The 26,966-nt window shown below is 48.9% G+C and carries 26 protein-coding genes; 12 read left to right on the top strand and 14 right to left on the bottom strand.

Annotated elements, in window-relative coordinates; all coding sequences use genetic code 11:
* Nucleotides 1–62 precede the first annotated feature (62 nt).
* The 6 genes from ACYVGO_RS33560 to ACYVGO_RS33535 form a co-directional block, all read right to left on the bottom strand.
* Nucleotides 63–1,523, bottom strand: coding sequence for a sulfatase family protein (locus ACYVGO_RS33560; RefSeq protein ID WP_460973094.1), 1,461 nt, complete (start codon nt 1,521–1,523; stop codon nt 63–65).
* 295 nt (nt 1,524–1,818) lie between these two features.
* The gene (locus tag ACYVGO_RS33555) at nt 1,819–3,351 is read right to left on the bottom strand and encodes an arylsulfatase (RefSeq protein WP_460973093.1); all 1,533 of its coding nucleotides are present in this window, start codon (nt 3,349–3,351) and stop codon (nt 1,819–1,821) included.
* 157 nt (nt 3,352–3,508) lie between these two features.
* On the bottom strand, nt 3,509–5,107 hold the full coding sequence (locus ACYVGO_RS33550) for a RagB/SusD family nutrient uptake outer membrane protein (protein WP_460973092.1): 1,599 nt from the start codon (nt 5,105–5,107) through the stop codon (nt 3,509–3,511).
* A gap of 25 nt (nt 5,108–5,132) precedes the next feature.
* Nucleotides 5,133–8,633: a SusC/RagA family TonB-linked outer membrane protein gene (locus ACYVGO_RS33545; RefSeq protein ID WP_460973091.1), complete on the bottom strand. Its 3,501-nt coding sequence runs from the start codon at nt 8,631–8,633 to the stop codon at nt 5,133–5,135.
* A 334-nt stretch (nt 8,634–8,967) separates the two neighbouring features.
* Complete coding sequence (locus ACYVGO_RS33540) at nt 8,968–9,975, bottom strand: FecR family protein (RefSeq protein WP_460973090.1); 1,008 nt, start codon at nt 9,973–9,975, stop codon at nt 8,968–8,970.
* A gap of 33 nt (nt 9,976–10,008) precedes the next feature.
* The gene (locus ACYVGO_RS33535) at nt 10,009–10,698 is read right to left on the bottom strand and encodes an RNA polymerase sigma-70 factor (RefSeq protein ID WP_460973089.1); all 690 of its coding nucleotides are present in this window, start codon (nt 10,696–10,698) and stop codon (nt 10,009–10,011) included.
* A 263-nt stretch (nt 10,699–10,961) separates the two neighbouring features.
* Here ACYVGO_RS33535 and ACYVGO_RS33530 point away from each other — a divergent pair, with 263 nt between their 5' ends.
* The gene (locus tag ACYVGO_RS33530; protein ID WP_460973088.1) at nt 10,962–11,522 is read left to right on the top strand and encodes a hypothetical protein; all 561 of its coding nucleotides are present in this window, start codon (nt 10,962–10,964) and stop codon (nt 11,520–11,522) included.
* Nucleotides 11,522–12,010 (top strand): hypothetical protein, encoded by a 489-nt coding sequence (locus tag ACYVGO_RS33525; protein ID WP_460973087.1) that lies wholly within the window; start codon nt 11,522–11,524, stop codon nt 12,008–12,010. The genes ACYVGO_RS33530 and ACYVGO_RS33525 overlap by 1 nt, the downstream gene beginning before the upstream one ends.
* On the opposite strand, the gene arfB is transcribed toward ACYVGO_RS33525, so the two are convergent.
* A complete protein-coding gene (gene arfB, locus ACYVGO_RS33520; protein ID WP_460973086.1) occupies nt 12,007–12,408 on the bottom strand; it encodes an alternative ribosome rescue aminoacyl-tRNA hydrolase ArfB in 402 nt (133 codons plus the stop codon). The genes ACYVGO_RS33525 and arfB overlap by 4 nt on opposite strands.
* A 144-nt stretch (nt 12,409–12,552) precedes the next feature.
* Between arfB and ACYVGO_RS33515 the strand changes: the two genes are divergently transcribed.
* From ACYVGO_RS33515 to ACYVGO_RS33495, 5 genes are all read left to right on the top strand, one after another.
* Nucleotides 12,553–12,927 (top strand): hypothetical protein, encoded by a 375-nt coding sequence (locus tag ACYVGO_RS33515; RefSeq protein WP_460973085.1) that lies wholly within the window; start codon nt 12,553–12,555, stop codon nt 12,925–12,927.
* Between the two features lie 31 nt (nt 12,928–12,958).
* Nucleotides 12,959–13,213 carry a hypothetical protein gene (locus tag ACYVGO_RS33510; protein ID WP_460973084.1) on the top strand — a complete coding sequence of 85 codons (255 nt, stop codon included), beginning with the start codon at nt 12,959–12,961 and terminating at the stop codon, nt 13,211–13,213.
* Nucleotides 13,173–13,730 carry a hypothetical protein gene (locus ACYVGO_RS33505; protein WP_460973083.1) on the top strand — a complete coding sequence of 186 codons (558 nt, stop codon included), beginning with the start codon at nt 13,173–13,175 and terminating at the stop codon, nt 13,728–13,730. The genes ACYVGO_RS33510 and ACYVGO_RS33505 overlap by 41 nt, the downstream gene beginning before the upstream one ends.
* Before the next feature lie 66 nt (nt 13,731–13,796).
* Nucleotides 13,797–14,147: a hypothetical protein gene (locus ACYVGO_RS33500; protein ID WP_142770885.1), complete on the top strand. Its 351-nt coding sequence runs from the start codon at nt 13,797–13,799 to the stop codon at nt 14,145–14,147.
* 5 nt (nt 14,148–14,152) lie between these two features.
* Nucleotides 14,153–14,503, top strand: a complete 351-nt coding sequence (locus ACYVGO_RS33495; RefSeq protein ID WP_142770884.1) for a hypothetical protein — start codon at nt 14,153–14,155, stop codon at nt 14,501–14,503.
* A 184-nt stretch (nt 14,504–14,687) separates the two neighbouring features.
* On the opposite strand, the gene ACYVGO_RS33490 is transcribed toward ACYVGO_RS33495, so the two are convergent.
* The 3 genes from ACYVGO_RS33490 to ACYVGO_RS33480 form a co-directional block, all read right to left on the bottom strand.
* Nucleotides 14,688–15,929 (bottom strand): FG-GAP repeat domain-containing protein, encoded by a 1,242-nt coding sequence (locus ACYVGO_RS33490; protein ID WP_460973082.1) that lies wholly within the window; start codon nt 15,927–15,929, stop codon nt 14,688–14,690.
* A gap of 51 nt (nt 15,930–15,980) precedes the next feature.
* Nucleotides 15,981–16,844: an MBL fold metallo-hydrolase gene (locus ACYVGO_RS33485; RefSeq protein ID WP_460973081.1), complete on the bottom strand. Its 864-nt coding sequence runs from the start codon at nt 16,842–16,844 to the stop codon at nt 15,981–15,983.
* Between the two features lie 141 nt (nt 16,845–16,985).
* Nucleotides 16,986–17,825 (bottom strand): SDR family NAD(P)-dependent oxidoreductase, encoded by an 840-nt coding sequence (locus tag ACYVGO_RS33480; RefSeq protein ID WP_460973080.1) that lies wholly within the window; start codon nt 17,823–17,825, stop codon nt 16,986–16,988.
* A gap of 141 nt (nt 17,826–17,966) precedes the next feature.
* Here ACYVGO_RS33480 and ACYVGO_RS33475 point away from each other — a divergent pair, with 141 nt between their 5' ends.
* On the top strand, nt 17,967–18,533 hold the full coding sequence (locus ACYVGO_RS33475; RefSeq protein WP_460973079.1) for a hypothetical protein: 567 nt from the start codon (nt 17,967–17,969) through the stop codon (nt 18,531–18,533).
* A gap of 146 nt (nt 18,534–18,679) precedes the next feature.
* Nucleotides 18,680–19,159: a hypothetical protein gene (locus tag ACYVGO_RS33470; RefSeq protein ID WP_460973078.1), complete on the top strand. Its 480-nt coding sequence runs from the start codon at nt 18,680–18,682 to the stop codon at nt 19,157–19,159.
* A 134-nt stretch (nt 19,160–19,293) separates the two neighbouring features.
* On the opposite strand, the gene ACYVGO_RS33465 is transcribed toward ACYVGO_RS33470, so the two are convergent.
* Nucleotides 19,294–19,680: a hypothetical protein gene (locus tag ACYVGO_RS33465; RefSeq protein ID WP_142770878.1), complete on the bottom strand. Its 387-nt coding sequence runs from the start codon at nt 19,678–19,680 to the stop codon at nt 19,294–19,296.
* 236 nt (nt 19,681–19,916) lie between these two features.
* Here ACYVGO_RS33465 and ACYVGO_RS33460 point away from each other — a divergent pair, with 236 nt between their 5' ends.
* Nucleotides 19,917–20,321, top strand: a complete 405-nt coding sequence (locus ACYVGO_RS33460) for a hypothetical protein (RefSeq protein ID WP_460973077.1) — start codon at nt 19,917–19,919, stop codon at nt 20,319–20,321.
* 99 nt (nt 20,322–20,420) lie between these two features.
* Nucleotides 20,421–21,359: a homoserine kinase gene (locus tag ACYVGO_RS33455; protein ID WP_142770876.1), complete on the top strand. Its 939-nt coding sequence runs from the start codon at nt 20,421–20,423 to the stop codon at nt 21,357–21,359.
* 116 nt (nt 21,360–21,475) lie between these two features.
* Here ACYVGO_RS33455 and ACYVGO_RS33450 read toward each other — a convergent pair whose 3' ends face one another.
* Nucleotides 21,476–22,804, bottom strand: coding sequence for a lytic transglycosylase domain-containing protein (locus ACYVGO_RS33450; protein ID WP_460973076.1), 1,329 nt, complete (start codon nt 22,802–22,804; stop codon nt 21,476–21,478).
* 97 nt (nt 22,805–22,901) lie between these two features.
* Nucleotides 22,902–23,522, bottom strand: coding sequence for a DUF6134 family protein (locus ACYVGO_RS33445; RefSeq protein WP_246859424.1), 621 nt, complete (start codon nt 23,520–23,522; stop codon nt 22,902–22,904).
* Between the two features lie 98 nt (nt 23,523–23,620).
* Between ACYVGO_RS33445 and ACYVGO_RS33440 the strand changes: the two genes are divergently transcribed.
* The gene (locus ACYVGO_RS33440; protein WP_460973075.1) at nt 23,621–26,014 is read left to right on the top strand and encodes a glycoside hydrolase family 20 protein; all 2,394 of its coding nucleotides are present in this window, start codon (nt 23,621–23,623) and stop codon (nt 26,012–26,014) included.
* Nucleotides 26,015–26,023: 9 nt separating this feature from the next.
* Here the strand turns inward: ACYVGO_RS33440 and ACYVGO_RS33435 are convergent, their stop codons facing one another.
* Nucleotides 26,024–26,755 (bottom strand): SH3 domain-containing protein, encoded by a 732-nt coding sequence (locus tag ACYVGO_RS33435; protein ID WP_460973074.1) that lies wholly within the window; start codon nt 26,753–26,755, stop codon nt 26,024–26,026.
* Nucleotides 26,756–26,966: the final 211 nt, after the last annotated feature.

Genomic DNA, 26,966 nt, shown 5'->3' with positions numbered 1-26,966 from the left:
GGCCATCAATCCTTGGCCTGATGATAGACATTAACATCAGGCCAAGGATTGATGGCCGTATATTACTGACTCACCCGCCCCACCTCACGAACATTAGCTCCGGTACGTTTCTGGATGTCATCACCCAGATCGGTGCGGGCTTCTTCGGCAATCTGTTCCAGTTTGGCAACAATCTCCGGGTGTTGCTCCCGAACATCGTACCGCTCACCCGGATCACGACGCAGGTCATACAGAGCTACCGGAAACTCGTGCGTCTCTGTACTTGGTCCAGGCTTTCCATTCTGGCCCGGCAGGAATCCTTCATAGGTGCGGCCGGGGTGGGCAAAGACCAGTTTCCAATCGCCCTGCCGCACGGCTTCGAGGCTATTTTTTCGGTAGTAGTAGTAAAATTTATCGCGGGGTGTTACTGAATTGTCGCCCTTTAGCAAAGCCACCCAGTCGACGCCGTCAATGCGTTGTTTAGGCAAACGGGCACCGCAGAGTTTAGCGACCGTTGGTAAAATATCAAGGGTCGACAGCAACTTGTTACTCACTCGCCCGGCGGGCACCACACCCGGCCAGCGAACCAGGCAGGGCACACGTTGCCCGCCTTCAAACGAGGTGCCCTTGCCTTCCCGAAATCCGCCCGATGAGCCAGCATGATCGCCATAATTGAGCCAAGGCCCATTGTCGCTGGTGAAAATAACGAGGGTATTTTTATCCAGCCCCTGTTGCTTTAATTCAGCTAAAATCTGCCCGACCGACCAATCCAGTTCCGTTAGTACATCGCCGAAAATACCCCGTGCGCTTTTCCCTTTAAACCTAGCCGAAGCCGCCAGCGGTACGTGTGGTAGTGGGTGCGGCACATACAGGAAGAAGGGCTTCTTCTTATGGTTCCGAATAAACGAAACAGCCTTCTCCGTAACGGTGCCGGTAATTTTAGAGGCATCCTCTAAATCTTTGATTTCCGGACCAGGTTCATTCCCATCAATCCAGCGCAGGGGTGGATATTTCGCCTGTGCCTGAGCCGGATGCAGCGGCCACATATCGTGCGAATAAGGTACGCCATAATATTCATCGAAGCCCTGCTGCATCGGCAGAAATTTCTTGTTATCGCCCAAATGCCATTTACCAAACATGCCCGTTGCATAACCGCGTTCTTTCAGCAATTCGGCCAGCGTTTCTTCATTTGGATTCAGGCCAACGGGTGAATTAGGCCCTAGTGCACCCGAAATACCCAGTCGATTTGGGTAGCAACCCGTGAGCAGAGCCGCCCGCGAGGCACTACACACGGCCTGAGCCGCCATAAAATTCGTGAAGCGGGTACCCTCAGCCGCCATACGATCCAGATTGGGCGTTGTATAATCTAGCGCACCCGTTACAGACAAATCGCCGTAGCCCATGTCATCCATAAAAAACAGGACGACGTTGGGCGGGGGCACTGGCGCGGGTTTCTCAACCCAGGCTGAGATGAGCAGGCCGACGCCAATTAAGGTAAAGGCACTCAATACGAGACGAGATAAACGTTTAGGAATAAAGGTCATAAAAGCGATTTTAAAAGATACTGTTCTGTTTATTGTTGGGTATTCAAGGGTCTTTGTCCTTACCATAGCCGTCAGATTAAGCTCGTTGAGTGGTAATGCTGTGATGCTGTGATGTCAGTTTCTTAAAACTGACAAGCGAGGTTTCTTAAAACCGAGTGTAGTGACCATCCTAACCTGACACGATAGGTTTTGAGAAACCTTTGTGTCAGTTTTAAGAAACTGACATCACGACAAAAATCATATCTGTATCTTACCAATCATAACAATCAGCTGGTCCGCCGGTGCGGGGCCATAATCAATTCGTACCCACAACAGCCGTTTTTGGTGTAACAATTTCCCATTCGTTTACATGTGTAGGCCTATGTTCACGGGCAACGATGGCATTCACTTGTTGAATCAGATCGGGTTGCTGGGCGGCCAGGTTGGTACGTTCACTAACATCTCCACCCAAGTCATACAGCTCCCAGGGACCCGTCCGATTTTTTCGCACATTGGTTTTCACCGCTTTCCAATTGCCCATCCTTACAGCTAACTGGCCACCTTTTTCGGGATATTCCCAATAGAGAAAGGTATGTTGCTTTTGGGTTGTCGACTGGCCCAGCAAGGTTGGCAGAAACGAAATACCATCTGTCGAAAATGGTTGTTTATAGCCAACCAGTTCCGCTAACGTAGCCAGCAGATCATATTGAACCGATACATGGTCTGTGACTTGGCCTGCCTTTATTTTACCCGGCCAGCGGGCGAGCATCGGCTCTCGAATACCGCCTTCGTACACGTCCATTTTCAGGCCGCGCAAACCACCTACACTGTTGAAGTAAGCAGCCTCTACCCCACCATTGAACGTTGCTCCATTATCGCTCGAAAACATAACGATTGTGTTGTCGTCAATTTTCAAGTCTTTCAGCAACTGCATCAACTGCCCGATCTGTTTATCCATGTAGGTAATCATGCCCGCATACGTAGCACGCGGATAAGGCGTTGACGCGTATCCCTGTCCACCGAGATAGGGTCTGTCGTCAAATTTGCCAATATATTCCTTCACCGCTACTTCGGGTGCCTGCAACGATACGTGCGGTACCGTGAACGGTAGGTATAGAAAAAACGGAGCATTCTTGTTTTGCCGAACAAAAGCCTGGGCTTTCTGCGCCATCTTATCAATCGCATAATCGTTACCCCGATAATAAGCAAAGGCTTCTGGTGTGGCCGTTTCGGGGGTGAGCTTGCGATGTACGTCGATGACTGGATTGTTCAGGCGGTCGGGCTTGCCGTTTTCCCAGAGATGCGTCGGGTAGAAGTTATGGGCCTGTTTCTGATCCAGGTAACCGTAGAAATAATCGAAACCCTGCTCGTTCGGATTTCCGGTGGTATTGGCCATACCCATGCCCCATTTACCAATGCAGGCCGTTTTGTAGCCCGATTGCTGGAGCATCCGCCCAAGGGTAAACGCGCCAGGATACAGCGGCATCTGCCCTCCTTCCAGCGAATCGGCAAAACCACCCATTTCGTAGTTTCCCCGAATGTAGGAATGGCCACTGTGCTTACCCGTCAGGAGCATACAGCGGGCGGGCGCGCAAACCGGCATACTCGTGTAGTGCTGCGTAAACCGAATACCCTCACGCGCAAGCTGATCCAGATTAGGTGTCCGAATTTTCTGCTGGCCATAACAACCCAATTCTGCATACCCCATATCATCGGCATAAATGTAGATGATGTTGGGTGATACGGCACTCCGGTTGGCTGGAGCTGCCTGATGGGGCGTAAAACCGATCAATAAACTGCCCGCCAGTAGCAGAAATGATACGCTGAGTAAGAGGAAACCTGACTTCATTACGGTAAGTGGTAATTATGCGTAGACTTTGTCATGCTGACGAAGGAAGCACCTTAAACTTCCCTTATAAAAATAGTGTGAAGCCTTAAGATGCTTCCTTCGTCAGCATGACAAAAACAAGTTTCAACCATTGAACAAATACCCAACCATCAACCCCTTACCAGCCCGGATTCTGCGACAGCGTTGGCGTCAGGTTGCGTTCCCGTTGCGGAATGGGCCAGAGGTAATGACGGCTTTTATCGAAGGTCCGATTAATACCAACAACCTGAACCGTGGCTAAAGCGCCTGTAACGTCTTTATAAGTAATCCCATAAATAGGGCCCGGCACAACGGTTTCCGCTGTTTTCCACCGACGAATATCGAACAGATGCTGCCCTTCAAAGGCTAACTCAACAGTCCGCTCCCGCCGAACGATGGCCCGTAATTCCGCCTGGGTAGCTGTGCTGCTAATGGACGGCTGCTTCACATCCGTTCGTCCATTCCGAACCGTGTTTATGGCCGTTAGAACACTGGCATCCAGTTGATTCAGTTCGATCTTCGCTTCGGCATAGGTCAGCAGAATTTCGGCATAACGCAGTAAGATGATATTGATCCCATTGTTAGCTGGGTTGGCGTAGTCATCAGCATTAATGTATTTCTTGATGTTGAAGCCTGTCGTGGAAGCAATGTACGTATTCCCAACGGCATCAGCCGTACCACTGGTTGGCTCAGGCCGGAAGATGATGCCACTTGGTAAAACATCGCCTGTCAGGAAAACAGAAAACTTAAGCCGGGGGTCACGATTGGCATAGGGAGTAGCCGGATCATAGCCACTGCCAGTATCCGTAATGAGTTTACCTGCCGTTGTTTCGTACATATCCACCAGCGCCTTCGTGGGCACAATCGTACTGTTCGCACTTTTCTGGCTGTAAGGTCCGAGGTAATTAAAGACATTAACTGGGTAGGTGTCTTTAATAAACTGCCGATCCAGCAGTACTTCCTTGTTGTTTTCGGCCGCGTAGGAAAATAGCTTTTCGTAACTGTCGTTCAGTCCGTAAATACCCAGTTTCATGACCTGATCGGCAGCTTCGGCGGCTTGCTGATAGCGACCGGCCAGCAAATTGGCCCGTGCCCGTAAACCTAGAACAGCGCCTTTGGTAACGCGGCCTTTGTCGGCAGCGGCATAGGTGGTTGGTAAGAGCGCAGAAGCATCCGTGAGTTCTTTATCGACAAAATCCCAGACCTGCGCAATTGGTGTGCGAGATAAAGCCCGGCTTTCATCCAGCGAAATAGCGGTGGTTACCAGCGGCACATCGCCAAAGAGACTCGCCAGTTTAATGTACTGATACGCCCGAAGGGCCCGCGCTTCGCCTTTAAACTGATTGATCAGCGTGGTATTGGTCGACGTAACCTTATCGACATTCTGCAAAAAGTAATTGCAGGCCCGAATACCCTTGTAGGCCTTGGCCCATTCGCCATAAATCTTCGAACTGGTAGCATCATACTGACCCAGTTCAACATACGCCTGCACATCAAACGGCTGGTTGGTATGAGCAATGTCTGTCATGGCATCCCAGGTGATGATGTTGGTGCTATCCAGATCAGTGTAGAGCGAATTAGCGGCTAACCGGGCGTCATTTTCTGTTTTCCAAAAAAGGTTTTCGGCTAATCGGTCGTTAGGTACCGTATCCAATAACTCCCGGTCGCAGGAGGTGAGGGTCAGGCCTGTAGCCACAGCCAGAAAGGCAAGCCCTGCGATATATCTAGTTGATTTCATGATCGTTCAGTTGGAGAGGGTGAGATTAGAAGTTCAGGTTTAGCCCAAGCGTATACAGCGATGTTTGCGGATAATACACAGCCCGGCCCGAGCCAACTTCTGGGTCCAGATTCCACTCGTTCAGTTTTGAAATGGTAAAAATGTTCGTAGCCGACACATAGGCCCGAATCCGGTTCAGCCGTATTTTATTGGCCAGTGCCACTGGGAGTGAGTAAGCCAGTTGGATGTTCTTCAGGCGGACATACGAACCATCAATAATGAGCCGGTCCGACGTGGCCACGTTCCGCAGATCAAACTTTAAGGGGCGCGGGAAACGAGCATCCGGATGCTCCGGCGTCCAGTAGTTATTGGTATAGATCGAATGGGTAAATCCTTCCTGGTTTCCCATCTCGGCTAAGGCACCTGCCAAACGAGTATCTACTTTGGCCGCTCCCTGGAACAATAGGTTCAGTTCGAAGTTCCGGTACGAGAAGTTCGAGGTCAGACCGAAGGTGAATTTGGGGAATGAATTGCCAATATTCGTCATATCGTTGGCGTCGATTTTCCCGTCGCCATTCGAATCGATATACTTAACATCGCCGGGTTTGGTGTTGGCCGCATAGGTTGCTTTGTAGTTGGTAATCTGCTCCTGCGTCTGGAATAAGCCATCTGTCTTGTAGCCCCACAAGGTATTGATGGGCAACCCTACCGCAATGATGTACCGAGGATCAATATCCGAACCCAGAATGTATGGACCCGTTCCTTTCAAATCCACTACCTTATTTTCGTTTATGCTGAAGTTACCGCCCAAATTATACTGAAAACCGGAGGCACTTTTAGCGCCCCGATAGTTCAGACTAAATTCCCAACCTTTGTTTTCGACAGAACCCGCATTTTGTGGAGGAGCGATCAGACCAAGTGTGGCCGGGATGTCCAGATTCAGCAGAATATCATTGGTCAGTTTCCGGTAGTAATCAACCGTTAGGTTCATCCGGCCGCGAAAAAAGGAAGCATCCAGCCCCAGATCCAATTGGGTTGTTGACTCCCACCCCAGATCAGTATTGGCCAGCGTTGTTTGGCGATAACCCTGCACCGCAGCACCGTTGAAGTCGTACCCACTCGCTGCCAGTGAGGCATAATAACTGTACAGGTTTACGGACTGGTTGCCGGTTATCCCCCACGAACCCCGCACTTTCAGATCGTTCACCGTTTTTTGTAATCCCTGCCAGAAGTTTTCTTTCGAGATGCGCCAGCCAGCCGAGAACGACGGGAAGAAGCTATACTGTTTCTGGCCGGTGAACTTGGAGGAACCGTCATAGCGGCCATTTACCTCCACCAGATACTTGCCGTCGTAATCGTAGTTTACCCGCGCAAAATAAGACCGTAAGCCATACACCGCATCGCTGCCTGAATTGCTCTTGGTACCATCATTAGCCCCCTGGCTGATCGACTGGATGTCGTTATTATAAAACCGCTCGCGATAGGCACTCAAAAACGTTTGGGTATTACCAATCTGCGAATAGCCTAACAGGCCCTTGAAATTGTGACTGTTCAGGCTCTTCTGATAGGTAAGCAAGCTGATAAGGGTATATTCCCGCAATGAATTCCGCACCTCAGTCAGCGTATTGTTCGCTACTGTTTTGGTGATATTCGTATTCTTATCGACGTTGACATACGAATTGGCGTAGTTTTTTTCCTGCGTAAAATAGCCTCTACCAGCCAGTTGCGTAGAGAATGTCAGTCCTTCGGCAATATCCCATTCACCCTTGACCGAACCGACCAGATAATCGGCGAATCGTTTCGAATCTCCCCCGATTTCGGCGTACATCAACGGGTTGTTTCCCTGTGTGCTTAGGCCATAGGTACCATCGGCATATTTCGGAACCGCCCAGAGCGAGCCGTGCAGCAGGAAATTAATAGGATCGATGGTAGGTGCCTGCGAATAGTTGTAGCGGTAATCGACATCGGCACTGACCCGCAGTTTGGGAGAAATTGTATAGTCGGAGTTCAGCCGAATTTCCCCAATCTTACTGGCGTAATGCGTAATAATACCCCCCTGATCCTGATAGCGCAGGCTCAACCGGGTCCGTATCGCTTCGCTGCCACCCGCTACAGACAAGGTATGATTTTGCTGGGGAGCTGCCTGAAGCACGGTTTGAAACCAGGTGTTTGGCAGCGGGTATTTCTCCCGGTCGGTGGCGGTAACGTATGCCTGGATCGACTGCTCGGTGAAACGGGCTGGCAATGTCGAACCTGCGTTGGTATAGGCCACAACCTGCATCCGCATGTAGTCTTCGATGCCCATCATATGGGGGGTATTAATCGATTGCTGACTGGCATAGTACCCGTTATAATCGACAACTACTTTGCTGCCCTTGGCCCGTTTGGTAGTTACCAGCACAACGCCATTGGTCGCTCTTGATCCATAAATGGCCGTTGACGACGCATCTTTCAGGATAGAAATCGTCTCGATGTCGTCCGGATTAATATCGGCTAACCGCTGTTCGATACCATCGACAATCACCAGCGCATCATTCTTAGTCATATCGTAGCCGCCGGAGCCATTGTTGGTACCAGCCGTGTTGCCAATCCCATTGATGTTAAACGTTGTAATACCCCGAACCCGAATGGCGGTATTGGACCGACCCGGCGAGCCACCCTGATCTAATACGGTAACCCCCGGCAGCTGCCCCTGTAAGGCCTGCGAAATATTGGACACTGGTCGGCGGGCCACTTCTTCTGCGCCAATTTGCGACACGGAGTTGGTAAGGCTATTTCGTTTCTGAGTGCCATAGCCCACCACAACCACTTCGTCAAGCTGCTTATTATCAGACGCCAAGGCTACATCAATCCGGCTCCGGCTACCAACTGGCACTTCCTGAGTGGCGAACCCAATGCCCGAAAAAACCAGGATGGCGTTAGCGGGTGCGTCAATTGTAAACTTACCATTGGCATCGGTGCTGGTGCCTTTGGTTGTGTTCTTGATGACCACGTTAATACCGGGTAGAGTTTCGCCGGTTTGACTCTTTACAGTACCCGTAATCGGGTCTGCTACTGCCTGCGTTGCTGTTTTCGTGACCGCCAGAAGCGCTACGGCTGGTATCTTTTCCGTCGATTCGTTTTGGGCATCGGCTTCCTGATTGAGCGTTGGCCCCGAAATCTGGCCATCCTTAAACGCAATTTTCTTCGCTTTTCGGTCGCTCAGGATCAGGTACGAATTACTGTTTACTTTTTTGTAGCGTAAACCCAGCGGGCGTAACAGAGTCTCCAGATTTTTGTCGAGGGTCGATTTGGTGTTAACACTTTCCGGAGTTACCGAAAGTCCATCTACTGTTCGTAACTCGAACATAATGTTTACCCCGTACTGACTTTTCAGGTCATTGAGTACATCCTTGAGCTGCCGACTGGCTACCTGATCGGAGGCTGTTCGCTTTTGCTGAACATTGCTGGCCAGTACAACCGATTGCGACCAGCCGGGCTGAAACCCAACAAGCAACAAGAGCAATAGAATACCCGCATGAGAGGCTTCTCGTAAATGATTTGTCATAAGAGTGAGGGAATTAATTATTGGTTATCCATTTCTGGACATGATTGGGTTATTCGTTGGAATTCATTGAGGTTGACCGTGAGCGACCCGCATTCCAGAATCTGGCTGGGCATTTGGAGCGTGTTCAGAGCGTATCAAAATCTGAGAAAATGCAAGTACTATTGTTAATTGATGGGCAAAGTTTGATAGGCAAACTTTCTTTTCCAAGAAAAACTTAAAAATTTGACTATCAATCATTTACCTAATAGTCTATCGAGAAATACGGTTATTCTAGGGTAGTCTGGATCAACTCAGGAGGCATTCCCGTGAGTTTGAATAGGTTACGCATGGCTGGTTATTTGTCCATGATCTGAACGCGATTTCCCTGCCGGACTACATTGATATCTAACAGTTCGGAGATGGATTGCAGGAGTTGATCCACGTTGTCCGCCTGAAACGAACCCATCAGGACACGCTCGGCCAGGTCTCGATTTTTAATGTCGACCTGCAACCCGTAATTTTCCTGAAGCATATACGCGACTTCTTCCAGCGTTGTTTCCTCAAATACAAACCGGTTCTGCTCTCCGGCGGGGTGCCATTGCGACTGCTTCAGGGTTTTCAGGGCAATGTGATTCTCAGGGTCGAGCGTTACCAGATCGCCGGGTTTCATGGTCACCTGTTTCGCAATCTTGTTTTCCTGATACTGAAGCTGAACTTTCCCTTTGTTCAATACCACCCGGGCTCCCCGTTTTCGGGCAAAAACCGTAAACTCTGTCCCCAATACAACCACTTCGAAATTCTTTGCCGTTTTTACCACAAACTTCTGATCATCAGGTGTATGAGTTACCGAAAAATCGGCCTCACCCGCCAGCACGACCTCGCGGGTGGTACTACCAAACCCCCAACGTGGCACCTGTAAACTGGAATTGGCGTTCAACCGTACCCGGCTTCCATCGACCAGTTTTATGGATTGGGTTTCGCCAAAGGTCGTCGTGTAGGTTTGATAGCGAAGCTGGTGGCGAAATACCAAACCTGCCACGCTGGCCACTAGCACTACAGAGGCTGCGACCAGCCAAAAAGGTCGGTTCCAGGGCCTGGATACAGCTAAGACTGCTGGCACATCGGCTGACCAACCGGCTTCTGTATGTGGATTATCGGTTAAAAAAGCGGTGTATGCCTGAGCCGCCGTTTCCGTTTGCGTCCGATACTGCGGGTTGCGGGTTTCCCATTCTTCAAGCCATTCATAATATTGCTCTTCATTGGCTTTCTCCCGAAGCCAGTTCGCAATCCGTTCGCGCTGGAGTGGAGATACGTTCCGGGCAAAGTGGCTAAATATCAATTCTTTCGTGATTTCCGAATCCATGGTGTGTCTTGCTTATTGATGAGACAGCTTTGGTCAAAAAGGGAGCAAACGGCAGGCGAATAGCAGCGCCAGCAGCCAATGGTCTTTCAATCCTTTTCTAACCGTACTCAGTGCTTTACCAATGTGGACCTCAACGGTTTTGATGGACAAACCCAGCTCAGTAGCAATGTCCTGGTATTTTTTTCCTTCAAAGCGGCTGAGCAGGAACACTTTCCGGCATTGGGGCGGTAGCGATTCAACCATTGCTTCCACCCGATGCAGCACTTCCTCAAACTGAATGATCTGATCGGGTCGCTGACCGAATGCGCTTTCCTGAACGTTGGCCGTTTCCAGGTCGTCCAGTTGCTGAAACTCCAGGCGGAGGTAGTTGTACGCTTCGTTGCGAACGCTGCGGAACAAATAGTAGCGATACGATGAGGTGACACTTTCGTAGGCTTTCGTTTTCCAGAATTTGCAGAAAACGTCGCTTACCAGATCTTCGGCGGTTTCTTTGGAATACACATAGCGAACTGCATGACTGCATAAAGCCTGATGATACCGCCGGAAAAGCAGTTCACAGCCTTTCTGCGGGCTCTCATTGAACGTCCGCCGAATGAATAGCTCCGAATCGTTGCCAACCTTTTTTTCGTCCATTGATTCAACGGCTTCCCCGAGTACAGGCTGGGCTACAGAATTTGCCGAAAAAGGCTGGCTAAAGGGATCAATCAGTTGACGTACTTGCATAGCCTATTGGTAAACGAATTCATCTCGTTAGAATCAATCATCTACTAGCTAAGACAACTTTTCAAAAAAATCCCCTTAGTTGGTTTTAACTTTTTCTGGAATAAAGTCAAAACCAGTAATTTATCGCTCAACAATTTCGCACATAAATCTGTCAGGGTAGGCCCGTTGGAAGCATGTATAAAGACTAAATCCTATCCGAGAACTATTCATTGATCAATTAAATTAATACCTTAGGTCTAAAAGAACAACAACGTTTTCAGCAGATGAAACCAACAGTCGATCAGGTTCTTCAGGAGTTTGATGAACTATCTCTGGAAGATCAGCAACGAGTGTATGTTACACTCAAAGAACGAAAAGGTAACGTACCTGTGGTTGAAACAAATGACCCTGAAGCCTTTAAACGAATAACCGAAGAACTGTTAGGTGTACCACTTAGGGACAGAAGTTATGCTGATAAAGAGCCCCAACGTGGAGGCAGTCAGAAAATAGTCTGGAAAAATATACTTATTAGTTTTTCACCCAATGACTATCTTTCAAGCTATGAGGAGATATGGCGGCTAGAATCAATTTTGGGCTCAGAAATCGTGAGAGATCAACTGAGTAAGTCTCACGTTCTGAATGCCGAATTCATAGAAAATCTTTTTACCCAGGCTCCCTATGAATTCTATATCGATCAGGCAGAACGGTATTTATTTTCCAACTACGCGAAATTGCCTGAATCAAAAGGCGGCCCATTAAAGCCTTTGACTGCTCTTGAAACACTTCAGCGCTATGGTTTAAAACGAATGGAGGAATCTAAGGAAAAACAATATATTCGTTTATAATGGCCTTACTGAGTGACGAGTGGATTCAGCAGTTAGGGCCACCGGTTCTACCTTTTGCGCGTACGCAGTTTAAACGAAAAATAGAACAGGGTGAAGACATTATTTTTACAGATGCCATTCACCTGGTCACTACTAAAAGTAGCCTTAATCCATTAACAGTTGCGGTTGCCGATATACTTGAGAACCACCCCTTTCAGGGTAAATATCTGTGGATTATTGACGAAAAGGGACTGAAAATAATCCCTGAATCAACTCCCAATCCATACGCTGACCGGCAGATAGTTTGCCATACGAATATTACGGGTGGTGCTCCAGCTCTACAAGGCGGTGAATTATGGTTTGGTGATGACGACCAAGTCTATATAAACTACAAATCGGGTCGCTACGGAGCTGGTATAGGCGAGGAAGCCGATCCGCACAAAGTAGCCGTGATAGCCTATTTTAGATTCCTGGGTTTTAGCCCGGTGGAGTTAGATAATGGATTTTAGTAGTCCACTTTTCTGCGATTGGCTTTCACATCGCCTTTCTGTTTCTTCTGGGTAATCCGCTCTTCAATAGAAGCTTTAGAGGGCTTTGTGGCTTTTCGGGGTTTCGGTATAGCAAAAGCTTTTTCGATGAGCCGGTAAAATTTCTTCGTCACCTTCTCCTTATTGGCCAACTGCGTCCGTTCGGTCTGATGCGTCAGTACCAGTTCGCCTTCGGTCGTTAGCTTATTGGCTAATTTTTCTTCCAGAATAGCCCGTTCTTCATCGGTGAGTACCGTAGAGTTGCGCACATCGAAGCGCAATTCGGCCTTTGTTGCTACTTTATTCACATTCTGTCCACCGGCCCCTCCACTACGGGCAAACTGGTACTGTAATTCGGGTTGTAAACGGGTGGCATCCATACTTGATCAACTTTCTTTTGTCTGGAAAAACCTGGCTATCCCACAAACAATCAGGGCAGGAGTCGGTTTTTTTTCAAAACTAACAGATTCAATGGTAAGGCTCACTACAGCCAAACGCCCGACACGTACTCAACAGACTAAATCATGATATCAAAAGATCAAACCCAGATTTCACTCGTCAATCAAACGGTGAATACCTTCGATGGGGCCATTGATGAAACAACGGTAACGGATGGCCTGTCGCTCATTGACAAATGGCTCAATCGGCTGGATGAAGCAGGCGATGAAGCCACCGACGATATTGCCGAAACCCTTGAACGGCTACGTCCAGAACTAGACTCGTCACTTCGCTACAACCGGACTGATAATCAGGAAATAGCCTCTCTCCTACAAGAGTTGATTGAGCAAACCCGGAACGTAGCCGATACAGTTGAGGCCAGTGCTGAACAAACTGAGCTTTCGCAATTGATTGCTGTACTCGAAAATTTGCACCGCCAGGCGGTCAGTCGTATTGATTAACATTGATTAACAACAAAAACCACAGATAACTATGACACAGGACAAGCCATTAGACAGCGACCCAACAGTCGATATGGACGACACAACGGGCAGCAACGGAGGCCCGACCAACGATCGCTTTTCGGGCGAAGCCGATACGGACAGCGAGGAACAGGGCGACGATTACACGCATTCATCAACGGCGGACAAACCCCGAAGCGACACAGCGCGGGTCGATGGGCCAGGCATTTCGGGCGGCATTGGCGATGCAGATTCCAGTCAATCGGGCGGTCGGTCACAATACTAACGAACCCTTAAAAGGCAATCTGTGCTGGCGAGTTGATGAATTTCCATCGGCTGCTCTTCTGGCACAGATTGCCTTTTTGTTTAGTAGCAAACCCAAACATCGGGCAAACAAACCATTCCCGACTGTGTTATTTCAAGAACAGCAAACAAGCTGGCTGATAAATTTAGCGACAATGGGATCAAATAACCTGGAAGAACAGGCGCTCAACAATACACTCAGTGCGTTTCGCCATCATGGACATATAGTCGAGATTTCGCCTGAACAGGGTATTAAGTTGCTCGATAGTTGGCTTCAGGCGTTACAGGGCGACCCTAATATCGACCAGATTAAAGGCCAGCTTGGCGAACTCCGCTCGGCTTTGCAGACCACTCCACCCGACGATCAGTATATCCGAGACCTGCTGCTGAGCCTGGCCGATAAAACCCAGACGGTAGCCGAGGACGCCAATTCGGAAGGCACCTGGACGGGTGGGTTGGAGAGCTTATCAAAGATTCTACGCGATTTCGGCAGTAAATAATAACGTAGCGCTGAGTTTGCCGTCTAACAGACCACAAAACAAAACGACAATTCACTACATAAAACTATGGAAGGAACCGGAACCACACTTGAGCACCGGATGCTCAACGATACATTGGGCGCACTCGGCGATGGACGCCAAACTACACTCTCGGCCGAACAGGGCATTTTGCTACTCGAAGGCTGGTTAAATGCCCTACCGGGCGATGTGGGTGCCGAACGCATTCTGGCAGAAGTAACTGCCCTGCGCGATCACCTCAAAACAGGCCAGCCTGACGGCGAAAAAATTAGACACTGGCTGCTTAGCATGGCCAGTCATACCCTGACGCTCTCGCATGAACCATCGGTCGACCCAACAACAGAAAGTCAGCTTAAGCAGTTATCAACGGCGCTGCGGAATTTCACTAACCAGATCTGATATGTATGCTTACTCACGAAGAATCCTCTGAGCTCCTTGACTCAACGATGAACGTTCTGGAGAGTGAAGGAGGGCCCGAAACTCCGCAAAGTGGTCTGGGGGTTATTGACCAGTGGCTGGTTCAACTCCGTCAGGCCGAAAATGCAAAGGATCTCACAAGTACTCTCGAGCAGGTAAAAACGCAGTTGGAGAGTGATGAAATTAATACGAACGAGTTGATCCAGCTACTCGACACCTTAGCTACCCAAACAGCCGAGTTCAGTACGTTTATGGGTTCAGAAGGGGATATGGCAACCCGGCTCGAAGCCGTATCATCAGCCTTGCAATCGCTGGCCGGACAGCTGGGAAACTCGTAAACAGGTTTCACGTTCAATGTTGCACAACCTGGAACATTGAACGTGCTGTCAGATGCTTACATCTGACAATTTAGGTTTCTCAAAACCTACAGTTTGCACCGATAGGTTTTGAGAAACCTAAATTGTCGGTTAGAAGTAACCGACACCACATCTACTAAACGAATACGATAAACCAAAAATCGTATTACGGTTTTCGTTGATTCCAGTAAATCAACACATTAAGCGTCGCCCGGCCCGAGGCTATGATGTCCAGGTCACCGTCGCCATCCAGGTCGGCAGCTTGAATATCTTCGCAGGCCATACGCACACTATCATCTAGTGGATAGCCCTGCCAGTTCTTGGTATCCAGTGGCTTAAACAACCGAATCCCGACTTTTTTATCCGCGTTCGGATTGCGCCAGCCTGCCACAATCTGATCGCTCCCCAAGCCTAAAAAATCACCACAAACCAACGCGTGGCCCTGATTGAACATATCCGTCAGTACGCTGATCTGCTTATCGGCATCGGTTCGCTTTATTTTTTTCAGCGAGTAAGACCCGCTTTCTACCTGAAGTAAATTCCCGTGCATGGGCTGAATCGTAGCAATACTTTTGCCATTGTCCAGGCGCCTGATCTCACCAATGCCAGCTACATCATTGGTCAATAACGGCAACGCATTATTGGCGGATTCACTATCGACAGGCCGCCACTTCTTTTTACGCCATTGGAAGATGTTTCCCCCTTCTTTACTGGCCACAATCATCCCTGTAGCCAAACCGTTGTCGCCATCTTCCCAAATCTCGAAGTTATGCGTGAGGTGCATGGTCGAATCGACGAGGTAGCGTTTCCAGATAGCTTTGGGATTTTTTGGAAACTCATAACCCCATATCCGCACACCTCTCCCCTCTCCGTTTTTGTTGCCTAAGCCATGTAAGGGCACCACAATAAGTTGATGGCTATCCTTGGCCACTTTCGCCCAGCGCATCCGGTGGGTAGTGACTTCATGATGAAGACGTACCGGCTCCCAACGCTGGGTTGGGTCTTGTGGGCGTATGAGGTAAAAAACAGCTCCCGACTTGGTGCTGTCATTGGTTTCGGCTGGGTTCCAGCCTGCGCCAACGGCCACCTCCACAAGCCCATCGCCATCCAGATCGCGAGCGGCAATGCACACGTTGTCCTGTGGCGTTAGATTAGCCGCCATGACATAGCGTTTCCACTGGCCATCTTTGGCGTTAGGATTTTTATACCAGACAATTTCTTTCTGATCGGCCAGTAGAATGTCGGCTTTCTGGTCGCCGTCCACATCGCCAATGGCCAGTCCGTAGCCAATATTAATCTGATTATCAACCACCTGAATTTTAAAATTCAGTGCCGACTGCCGGACTGTATCGGTTTGTGCCAGAAGTGGGTTGGTGAGTAGTAGGCAGAAAAGCAGGCAGGTTTTCATCGTGTTCTTCTTAAGCAATACCAATAAAGCAAAGTTTCCACACGGCTACATCTACCGACTTATACTCACTCGCTCCCCCAACTGCATCAATCGATATGGCGTACCATACTGTTTGCAGGTGCGTATAAATTCAGTAGGGTCGGCAGTGTTGAACTCAAATAGATCGTAGTGGTGCGGAATAACCAGTCTCGCACCAATGTCTCGACCAAGGCGGGCAGCCTCGTCGGGGTTGAGATTCCCCGCTACCCGCCGTTCGGGTTTGTTGCCGTTGATGGGCAGAAAGGCCACGTCTACGTTGAATGGCCGAAGTATATCCACCATCCCATCGTACCAAAGCGTATCCCCGGAATGGTACACCCGGTAAGGACCCACTTCCACGACAAAGCCCATGAACTTACAACGCCCCTCGGCGTCACGTTCGAGTTCGTTATGTGCAGCCGGAACACCGTGAACAACAAAGCCATCTACCGTTACTGATTGTCCATCAGTCAAACCAATGGGCCAATCCAGGCCGGGCCAGGCCAAATCAGCCCGTAGCCGATCAGCAATAAACGCTCTGTTAGCCTCAGGTATCACAAACTGGATAGCCGGATTAGCGGCTATTATTGGCAACAGTGTTTCGGCATCTAAATGATCGGTATGGTTGTGGCTTGACGTAACAACGTCGATCATGGCTAAGGTGGCCGGATCGACTACCCGTTCTGAGATCCGTACATGGGGCTTATCCGTATCCGCATATTTACGACTCAGGGAGTCTGACAAATAAGGGTCAAACAGTAGGTGCTGCCCTTTGTATTGCAGTAGGAATCCACTCTGTCCAAGCCACCAGATATACAGGGCATCGGTCTGCTGGTTACGGGCAGTTTCAATGTCAGCCAGAAGGGCTTCGTCTTTTTGAAAAGCGGGTTTTAGCATAATTGTATCCCTAAACTGAAGTCCAAGGCAACTAAGTAAGCAAATTTATTAACCACATCGAACCGCCGAAGCGGAGGTACAGAGAACACAGAGTTTTTTAGCTTGTTTTTACTCTATGTTCTCTGGGTTTAATAAATTTTACTAAATCCGCGCCAGAACCCAATCCAGAACCCGGGCGGGCAATAAACGCGGCAGTATCCAGCCCATCAGCATACCCGGCACCAACGCATACCGAATATGGGGCCGGGAAGCTTCATGAATGTCAACGATACGCTTGCCAAGATAGTCGATTGAAAACCCTCTGTTTTCGGCCGCTTCAACCTGTTTCAAAAATCGTTTCATCGCCGGGTAATAGGGCGTATTGGCATAGGGGCTCATGTCGGTCCCTTTGCCCCAAATAGGTGTTTTAACGGCTCCCGGCCCCACAATGACTACCTTAATCCCAAATAAAGCCACCTCCCGACGCAGACTATGCGACAGGCCTTCTACTGCATGTTTGGAGCCAACATACGCCCCCATAAACGGAATAGCAATTTGCCCATTTGCCGAGCTAATATTCTGAATCCGGCCCGGCTGAACCGGGTGATTATCCCGAGCCCCGAGCAAGGGTAAAAATGCCTGCGTAACCTGAACCAGTCCAATTACATTTACGTCGAAATGCTTTCTGAACACCTCCATAGGCTGGTCTTGTATAGGCCCACCAATGGCAATACCTGCATTATTGATCAGCCCACCCAATCCACTACCCGCCAGCCGTTCTGTGAGCCAACGGGCTGATTCGATTACGGCTTTGGCATCCGTCACGTCAACTAAAAGTGGTACAAACAAGTCGCCGAACTCGACCAGCAGACGGTCTGCGTCACTCTGCGTTCGGACACTACCGAAAACGGTATAGCCCCGTTGAATGAAGTGCTTAGCCGCGCCATAGCCAATACCCGTTGAGACGCCGGTGATCAGGATGTTTTTACTGGTGGGTTTCATGTTGTAAACTTACCGTTTATTTGACTCAACAAACGATCAAAAAATGTCGTTATGCAGAGAAAGAATGAATGAGCGAAAGGCTGGCGCAGTTTTTTCACTCTTTTATTCATTCACTCTTTCGCTCTTTCGCTTTTTACATTCATGCAGGATATTGAACCTTTTTACGGCTGGGAGAAGTACTACAACGCATCGGAAGATGAACGGTCGCCGTTTCACGAACGGGAGTACAATATGCAGCAGTATGAAAACGACATCTACGGGTATTACATCCATCCACTTTGGGACGAAATTGGCTCCGAAACACTCTATTGCAAGATTCTATTTGCTAATTATGATCGACAATTTGTGGTGATCGAACTCTTTGGCGAGTGGAATGACACGCTTCACAACGACATCATGTACCTGAAACGTCAGGTCATTGATCCACTTGTACAGGAAGGCATCAAATATTTCATTCTGATCAGCGAGAACATTCTCAATTTTCACGGCTCCGACGATAGTTATTACGAAGAGTGGTTCGAGGATGTAGAGGATGGCTGGATTGCGGCTATTCACTCGCCGGAATTCATTGAACGCGAATGGAAAAAGTACCACCTCGATTACTACATCAATTTCGGTGGAACGCTCGATATTGCCAACTGGCGTACCCTCAAGCCAGCGGGCCTTTTTGAGCTAGTTAATAGTTTGATAATAAGACGGCTTGGCTGAAAAGGACGTGAGGAATGAACGGAACTTGATGTTCTTTTTTATCCTTCTTTTCGTCCCTTTACTACCCCTTCCTCCCTTTCATCCGATTCTACGTAGCTTTCCCCGTAATTTTCTCAACTTTACGCAAAATCCCACAAACGAATTCTATGGAAAACAACGAAAAAGCCAAAGCTGCCGAAGACGTTCAGGCTGCCAAAGCAACAACTGCCGAAAAACTTGAAGCCTTCAAAACGGAAGCAAGTCAGCACCTCGACTCAGCCGCCACTCAGCTTGACGAATTGAAAGACAAACTGGTTGCTCAGGCGCAGGAGCTTGGAAAAGACATTGACATTGACGGTATAAAAGCGAAAGCCTCGGAGCATTTTGAAGCCGCTAAAGCTTCTACAGCCGAAAACCTGGCCAATTTACAGGCTCAGGCCGAAACAGCGTTTGCTGCCGCTGCCGCGAAAGCTGATGAATTATCAGATGTAGCCGAAGATAAATTTGATGAAATGAAGGCTGAAGCCGCTGTCCAATTGGAAGCTGCACAGGTCAAATTAGACGAACTAAAAGCCGAAGCAGCCCTCCAGATCGAAGTCGCCAAAGAAAAGGCTAAAGGTATGTGGAACAGCTTGTTCGGGGAGTAAGTTAATGACTGACCAAATTAGATTCTGTTGGGCCGAATTGTCAACTCTGTAGAATCTCTTAGAATCAATAGAATAGCTCTTGTCGCGTAAAAAAGCCAGCCCTTTTGACAAGGGCTGGCTTTTTTACGTGCTGGTTAGCCATGTTTCGGGCCACGTGGAGGGCCTCCGGGGCCACCCGTACCACTATGAGGGGGTGTATCAGTACCGCTGTGGGGTGGAGTGCCCGTACCACTATGCGGTGGGGTACCGGTACCACTGTGGGGTGGTGTATCCGTACCGCTGTGAGGAGGAGTATTGGTACCACTATGTGGCCCTCCCAGGTGAGGTCCACCGTGACCATCTGTGCCACTATGTGGTCGTGTATCCGTACCGCTGTGAGGACTAGTGACTGAGCCAGACTGTGTAGATGAGGTACGTGCCGCGGCACTGGTATCATCAGGTGACAGATCTGAACTCTTCGTACAGGCGTATCCGCCCAGCAAAGCTGTTACAACACAACCAGCTACAATCAGTTTCTTCATTAGATTATCGGTTAAGTAAATAAATAGGAACCTATTCAGGGGTTAACTGACTATACGCCACTTGCCCAGAAAGCGTGGCAGCAACAATGAAAATTTAATCTACTAATATTCAAATATAACCTACTGATAATAAGACAAATATGAATTAAATAAGTAAGTAATAATCCTTATACGAAAATTAGGCGCTTCCAACCTTTTTGTCGTCAATAGAGTCCTATATAGAAAAAAGGTAACCTATGAACCGCTGGCTGATTATTCTCACACTCTTGGCTATCCTTATTAATTGCCATTCCGACGATTCTATAATACCCATACAGGGAAGTGGCTTACCCGGCACATGGCAACTGTTTGAACGAGGCTATTCACCGGGTGCTGGCTATATCATCGATAAGATTCCATCCAAACCTGAGCAATACGTAACGTTTACAGCTGATGGTCATCTACAGGCGCAGGGGGATAACTTAAAGACCTATCAGGCATTCAGCCGGTTTCGTCTTGATAGTCTGAATCAGATGATCCGGATTCGCTTCATCCCCAGCGCCAGTGAGTATACCGAACAAGTTTATCTAAGTAGCGATACACTTCGCCTGTACCAGTCCTGTTTTGAAGGGTGCCACCTGGGCTTTTTACGAATAAAGTAGATTGGTCAAGTATCAACTGAATTGGCAACAGACGCTCGATACAAAATTGATTTCCAAGCCAAATCATTACCTTTGCGTTTTGTTGCCTCTTCTTCTATCGTGGATTCTATTCGTGTGTTTGCCCCCGCTACTGTTGCCAATGTAGCCTGTGGGTTTGATATTTTTGGGTTTGCTGTTGATAATCCCGGCGATCAGATTACCCTCACTGCCAGCGATGAGCCCGGTGTTCGGATTACGGATATTATTGGGGATGAAGGCCGGCTTCCGCGTGAAGCAGGTCGAAATACGGCCAGTATTGCCATTCAAACTTTCCTGAAGCACATTAATCGGCTCGATGTGGGCCTTGATGTTGTACTGCATAAGCAGATGCCCCTGGGTAGCGGCTTAGGTTCCAGCGCGGCTAGTGCCGTAGCCGGTGTGTTTGCCGCCAATGAGTTACTTGGCAGACCATTACCCATCCTGAAGCTGTTGCCTTTTGCTATGGAAGGCGAACGAATTGCCTGCGGATCGGCCCATGCCGATAATGTAGGCCCGTCCTTGTTAGGCGGTTTTGTGGTGGTTCGGAGTTACCAGCCGTTGGATGTTATTCGGATTGATACGCCGGCTAACCTGTTCTGTACGCTCGTTCATCCCGATATTGAGGTGAATACGAAAGATGCCCGGTTTATTCTCAAAAATGAAGTCTCGCTGAAAAACACCATTATCCAGATGGGTAATGTGGCAGGCCTGATTGCGGGGCTGATGACACCGGATTATGACCTTATTAGCCGCTCGCTGGTCGATGTAATTATTGAGCCGGTGCGCTCTATTTTAATCCCTGAGTTCAATGAAGCCAAACAGGCCGCGCTAGATAATGGGGCTCTGGGATGCAGTATTTCGGGATCAGGTCCGTCGATGTTCGCTCTTAGTCGTGATGCGCAAACCGCTGAGCAGGTTGGTGCAGCCATGCAGCAGGCATTTTTATCTGTCGGCATTACCAGCGAAGCCTACGTTTCGGAAATTAATAAACAGGGGCCGAAGGTACTTTTGAATGAATGACGTGATGTCGGTTACTATAACCGACACGTTAGGTTTCTTAAAACCTAATGCGTCAATCGGTTTTGAGAAACCTAACGTGTATCAGATGTAAGCATCTGACACCACAGAATTCAAAACTATAGAATCTCCCAACTCAACGTCCAGCCTTCTAACCGAGCGGGGAGTGCAACGCCCGGATGCCTGGGTTCTTCTGTGGCAACTAATTTGAGAGCGAAGGTTTCCTGGGTCTGAGCGGTCGTCAGTTGATCGGTGCGCAGGAAAACCCGGTTCGATCCCGCATCAATAACTTCGATGTGTGCCTGAATCATATCGCCAACGGCAAAGGTTCGGCCGTTTAGGGTAATGGGTTGCACCACCTGAAACAAACACAATTTCCCTTCGGTTAATGGGCCTTCGCTCAGGCTACGGGTTACCAACCGCATAACAGAAGGGGCAGATGCTGGTTCAGCTGGTGCAACCTGATTGTCTGTAGGTATCGATTTTTTCGGGACTACTTCGGTTGCTGGTTCATCGTCGTTCAACAGCACAACCGTTGTTGTCGAATCCGTAACAAATGTTATTCCCTTCTCTAATGCCTGTTCATCAACGCCAAGTCCGTTTAGGGTAGCCTTTGCCACATCCCGTTCATCCATATCAAAGGATGCCAGGATCACCGCCCGTTCGGCAGATGCAACCGGGTCAGCTCCCTCGCTCAGGGCTTCCAGATTCCGGGCACTCAGACGGTCACGATATGCCTGTGGACGAGTCAGCAACTCCTTAATGGCAACCGTCTGAAACAGATACGCTTTGGTTTCGGCAGCGCGGTATGGCAACGCCATAGGATGCATATCGGGATGCTGACGGCTGAGCTGCTGAATATAGTTAGGCCCAGCATTATAGGCCGTTGCAACGAGCATCCAGGAGCCTAATTGATCATATAGTTCATTAATGTATCGGCAGGCAGCATGAGTTGCTTTCAAGAGATTGAAGCGTTCATCGCGCCGGTGGGATACATTCAACCCAAGCGACTGAGCGGTTTGCGGCATCAATTGCCAGAAACCAGCCGCTCCTTTTCGGGAAACAGCCCGGTTGGTAACGGCACTTTCGAGCAGAGGCAGAAATTTAAAGTCGGAAGGAATCCGGTATTTTTTTAGAATCGGCTCGATAATGGGGAAAACTACCGATGCCCGGCGTTTCAATACGGTCAGGTCTGCCGCTAAAGCTGCCTGATGATTGAGGGTACGCGTCCAGCGTTCAACAATAGCCGGGTGGTTTGTGGGTATATTTTCTCCACAGAAATGAACGGGGCTTTCTTCGATGCTGGCAAAGGCTAACCGATTCGTTAGAGCCTTAACAGGTGTAGCAACGTTTAGGGCGAGGAACTGGCTGGTTTGAGCAACAGCCGATTGGGCGATGAGGGTAATACAGCCGACTCCAGCCGATACTATCAGGAATAGTTTCGTCATTAACAGTAGTGGGTTACGGTGGGTACGCTACTACGCCGTTTAGTTCAAACGGCACTCGATACTCAGCGGCTTCTCACTATGTCCTGACTCTACGTTACTAATCCAGCAGCCGCACTATGAAATTCTTCACTGAATTATGTTTAATCACTTTTACTAAACGACCATTCTGATAAATGTAGTCGTCGGCCCGGTCATCAATGGTGGCGTGGTAGGTTCCGGAAGCTGTCCGGTTTAGGGTGAAATAATCGCCGAAATACTCGGCATAGACTTTATTTCGTCCTAGTGGTTCGTAAAAGTACAAAAGAGAACTTGAAAAATCAATATTTTTACTTTCAATAGTCTGACGCTTGTACTTATACTGGTCAGCATTTATATCATAGTGATCTCCTTTCCACTCGGTTCGGGACGTAAAATCGCCCCGGTTAGTGTGTACATCAACCGTCGAAAGTACCATTTTTTTACCCTCAAATCGGTTGATAACCTTGTAATAGATTTTCACGGTATACACCAGCAAATTCACGTTCACATCGCTGATCAGCGTATATACGGTTTGGTCATTAGCCATTGTCTGTCGCACGGCTGTCATCGTACCCACGCGAATACCGGCAATGTCAATGGCGTAATGATGGGTTTCGGCAGGGCCTGCCTCGGTAGTTGTTTGTGCCTGTGAACATGACCAGTAGACACAAAAAATTAATACAGCTAGCGATTTCTTCACGTACCCGAATGCGTTGTTTTTTCCATGTACAACAAGCCACCGCCTTTTGTACGTTTATAGATTGAATTGGCAAGTTAGTAGCCAGCTTTAGAATTTCTATGCTTACCCGCTTATTGCTCATCACTGCACTCAGTTTGCAGTTAGTACCCGGCCTTTGCCAATCTACGGATCGCTATACAATCATTCCTCGCCCGGCGCAACTCGAACCCCGCGCTGGCGAATTCATTGTCAGTCAACAAACAACGGTTATGGCCCCGTTTGCGCAGGCAGATGTAAAAGCAATAGCCGACCTGTTTGCAAAACGGATTAATGGCAGCAGTGGCTTAACTCTTACTGTTCGAAACCTTGACAAAACACCCCAGTCGGGCCAGAATGCAGGCGCAAACTTAATTCAGTTTCTGCCCCTGCGCGACACAACGATGGGCGACGAAGGCTATCACCTCGACGTAACTCCTCAGCTCGTAACGATTGAAGCCGCCAGTCCAAAAGGATTTTTCTACGCGGTTCAAACGCTGTATCAGCTCCTGCCACCGGTGGTTTTTGGCGTAGAGCATGGCGCAGGGAGCAGGGGGGCGTTAATTGTCCCTGCGCCAAGCACCCTGCTCCACGCTCTACCCATTCCCGCCTGCCGGATTCAGGACAAACCTCGCTACCGGTATCGAGGGATGAGTTTTGATGTTGGGCGACATTTTTTTTCGGTAGCCTTTATCAAAAAGTATCTGGATCTAATGGCGCTCCATAAGTTCAACAACTTCCACTGGCATCTGACGGATGATCAGGGGTGGCGTATCGAAATCAAAAAGTACCCAAAACTAACGCAGATCGGTTCCCGACGAAGCGAAACGATACTTGGCCATTACGATGACTTTGACCCACAGGAGTTTGACGGGAAGCCCTATGGTGGTTTTTATACCCAGGACGAAATCCGAGAGGTAGTTCGCTATGCAGCAACGAAGTATATCAATGTAGTGCCTGAAATTGAAATGCCTGGTCATGCGCTGGCTGCTTTGGCCGCCTACCCAGAACTAGCTTGTGCACCAGGGCCTTATCAGGTGGCTACGAAATGGGGCGTGTTCGAGGATGTGTTCTGCCCAACGGAAAAGACATTTTCGTTTTTACAGGATGTACTCACCGAAGTAATGGATTTATTTCCAGGCAAATACATTCATATCGGAGGAGATGAATGCCCGAAAGCCGCCTGGCGAAAAAGTGCGTTTTGTCAGCAGCTTATGAAGCGGGAAAAGCTCAAAAATGAGAATCAACTTCAGAGCTATTTCATCACCCGCATCGATAAATTTGTGACCTCAAAAGGTCGTCGAATTATTGGTTGGGATGAGATTCTGGAAGGTGGTATATCACCTAACGCAACTGTCATGAGCTGGCGTAGTGTTAAAGGAGGCATACAGTCCGCCCGCCAACACCACGATGTGATTATGACACCCGGCCAGTTTTGCTATTTCGATCATTATCAGGGTGATTCGGCGCAGGAACCTACCGCTTTCGGTAGTTTTTTGCCCCTGGAGAAAGTGTATTCGTATGATCCTACGCCCGCCGGACTGTCGCCAACAGAGGCAATCCATATTCTGGGGGCACAGGGTAACATCTGGACGGAGTATATCCAAACACCCGAGCAGGCGGAATACATGATCTGGCCCCGTGCAGCCGCTATGGCTGAGGTTGCCTGGACCCCGCTAACCCAGAAAAATTACGATGATTTTACCCGTCGTTTAACAACGCATTTCGAGCGATTAACGAACTTGGATGTCAACTTCGCCCGAACTATCTACGACGCCCTTCCCTCAGGCAAATCCACCCCAGATGGTCATGTAGAAGTGACTCTCTTGGCCGGAAAGCAGCCTGCTGACATTCGCTACACGCTGGATGGCCGAATTCCATCCGGGGAATCTCCCTTGTACGAAAAACCAATCCTCCTCAGCAAGTCAGCAACCATCCGTACAGCGACGTTTGTCAATGGGAAGCCCCTCAGCCAACTGGCAAAGGTGGAAAAGGAATATATCGTTTCAAAGGCAACCGGTAAGTCCTATACGTTCCTCAATGCACCCCTCAGCGATAGACCCGATCGCAATTACAGCCTGACCGATGGCGTAACCGGCGGCATGGGTGGCTATGAAGTTGCCAATGTCGTGGCCTTTAAAAATGATCTGAACGTGGTCATTGACCTCGGCAAGCCAGAATCAGTTGAAAGCGTTCGGGTTGGCTTTCTGAAATACACCGCGAAGAACATCTGTTTGCCCAAACAGGTCGAGATTTCGCTTTCGGAGGACGGTAAAACGTTCATACCGGCATTGACCGCTAAAACCAATGCTGCCGAAGGGGGTAAGCGTGCCTTTGTTCGGCTCCCCTTCGACTTTCAGGCCACTACTGCCCGCTATATACGCATCATCGCCCGAAACGTTGGCCAGGTACCCGCAGGTTTACGTTACCCCGGCAAAGCTGCTAAACTGATGATAGATGAACTGGAGGTGAGGTAATCGTCCCGATTAATCTGCCGTTGCGAAACGTAACAGCAATCGAGTCCCTTTTGACTGAATCGTGAACTGGGAGATACCCTCCTCCCCATGCACCTCCAGTCGTTGTTTTACCGAGTCGTAGGTAGCCGTTGTTTTTTCCTTCAGGAACCATATGGGCCGAAAAAAGATCAATGCTTCCTGCATCGTCAGTTTACTCTTAGATATGTCCAGTATCTGCGTAGATCCACCCGGATACGCCTGTAGTTCAAAGCTGGCCCCATCGACAAAAATCTGTTTATAGCGTTCCAGAGTACCGTCAATTGGAGGCAGGGTGGCTCGTTTACCCTTTGATGGAGATAGTGTGCGATAAGCCCAGTCGATCAGATCAACACCATCTTGTGGCTCGTTTAGGGATGGCGGATAGCGCAGCAAGTATCCGTCAAATAGATAGCCTTCCAGACCATCACGGGTTTTTACCTTCACCCAGCCACCGCTAACCGCAAATGAACCTATCGACTCGGCCTTGTATGGAGCACTGGAATCAGGCATTGCCAGTATGGTGAGTGAAGCCGCGTAAGAGACTAAGGCCACTTTGGCTCCATCTCTGGAGTTGGTTTTACGGAGCGTGAGTCCAGCCGGAGCATGAACATACACGACATCACCGACTTTCAGCGGTTGACTGGTGCCACTAATCAATGGCCATGACATGACCTGAACGGCTGTTATCAGAAACAGCCAGGTAGCCAACAGTTTTTTCTTCATGAATGGTAATGAGGGTTGGCGATATCGGGCTTACCCATCCCACTGACACAATCAACCGATAATCAGCGCAGTAAAGATGAAATTATTTTCAAATTGTGTCAATGTTATTACGACTTGTTATAGTCAGATTACGGAATGTTGATGAGCGACCACAGACGAGTATATTGGCGAATAAATAGGTTCTACTTACAACTCTGGCTCGACGTTAAGG

Source organism: Spirosoma migulaei, from assembly GCF_054776855.1.
The sequence above is the reverse complement of the archived record's forward strand: the minus strand, read 5'-3'. Positions and strand labels throughout refer to the sequence as shown.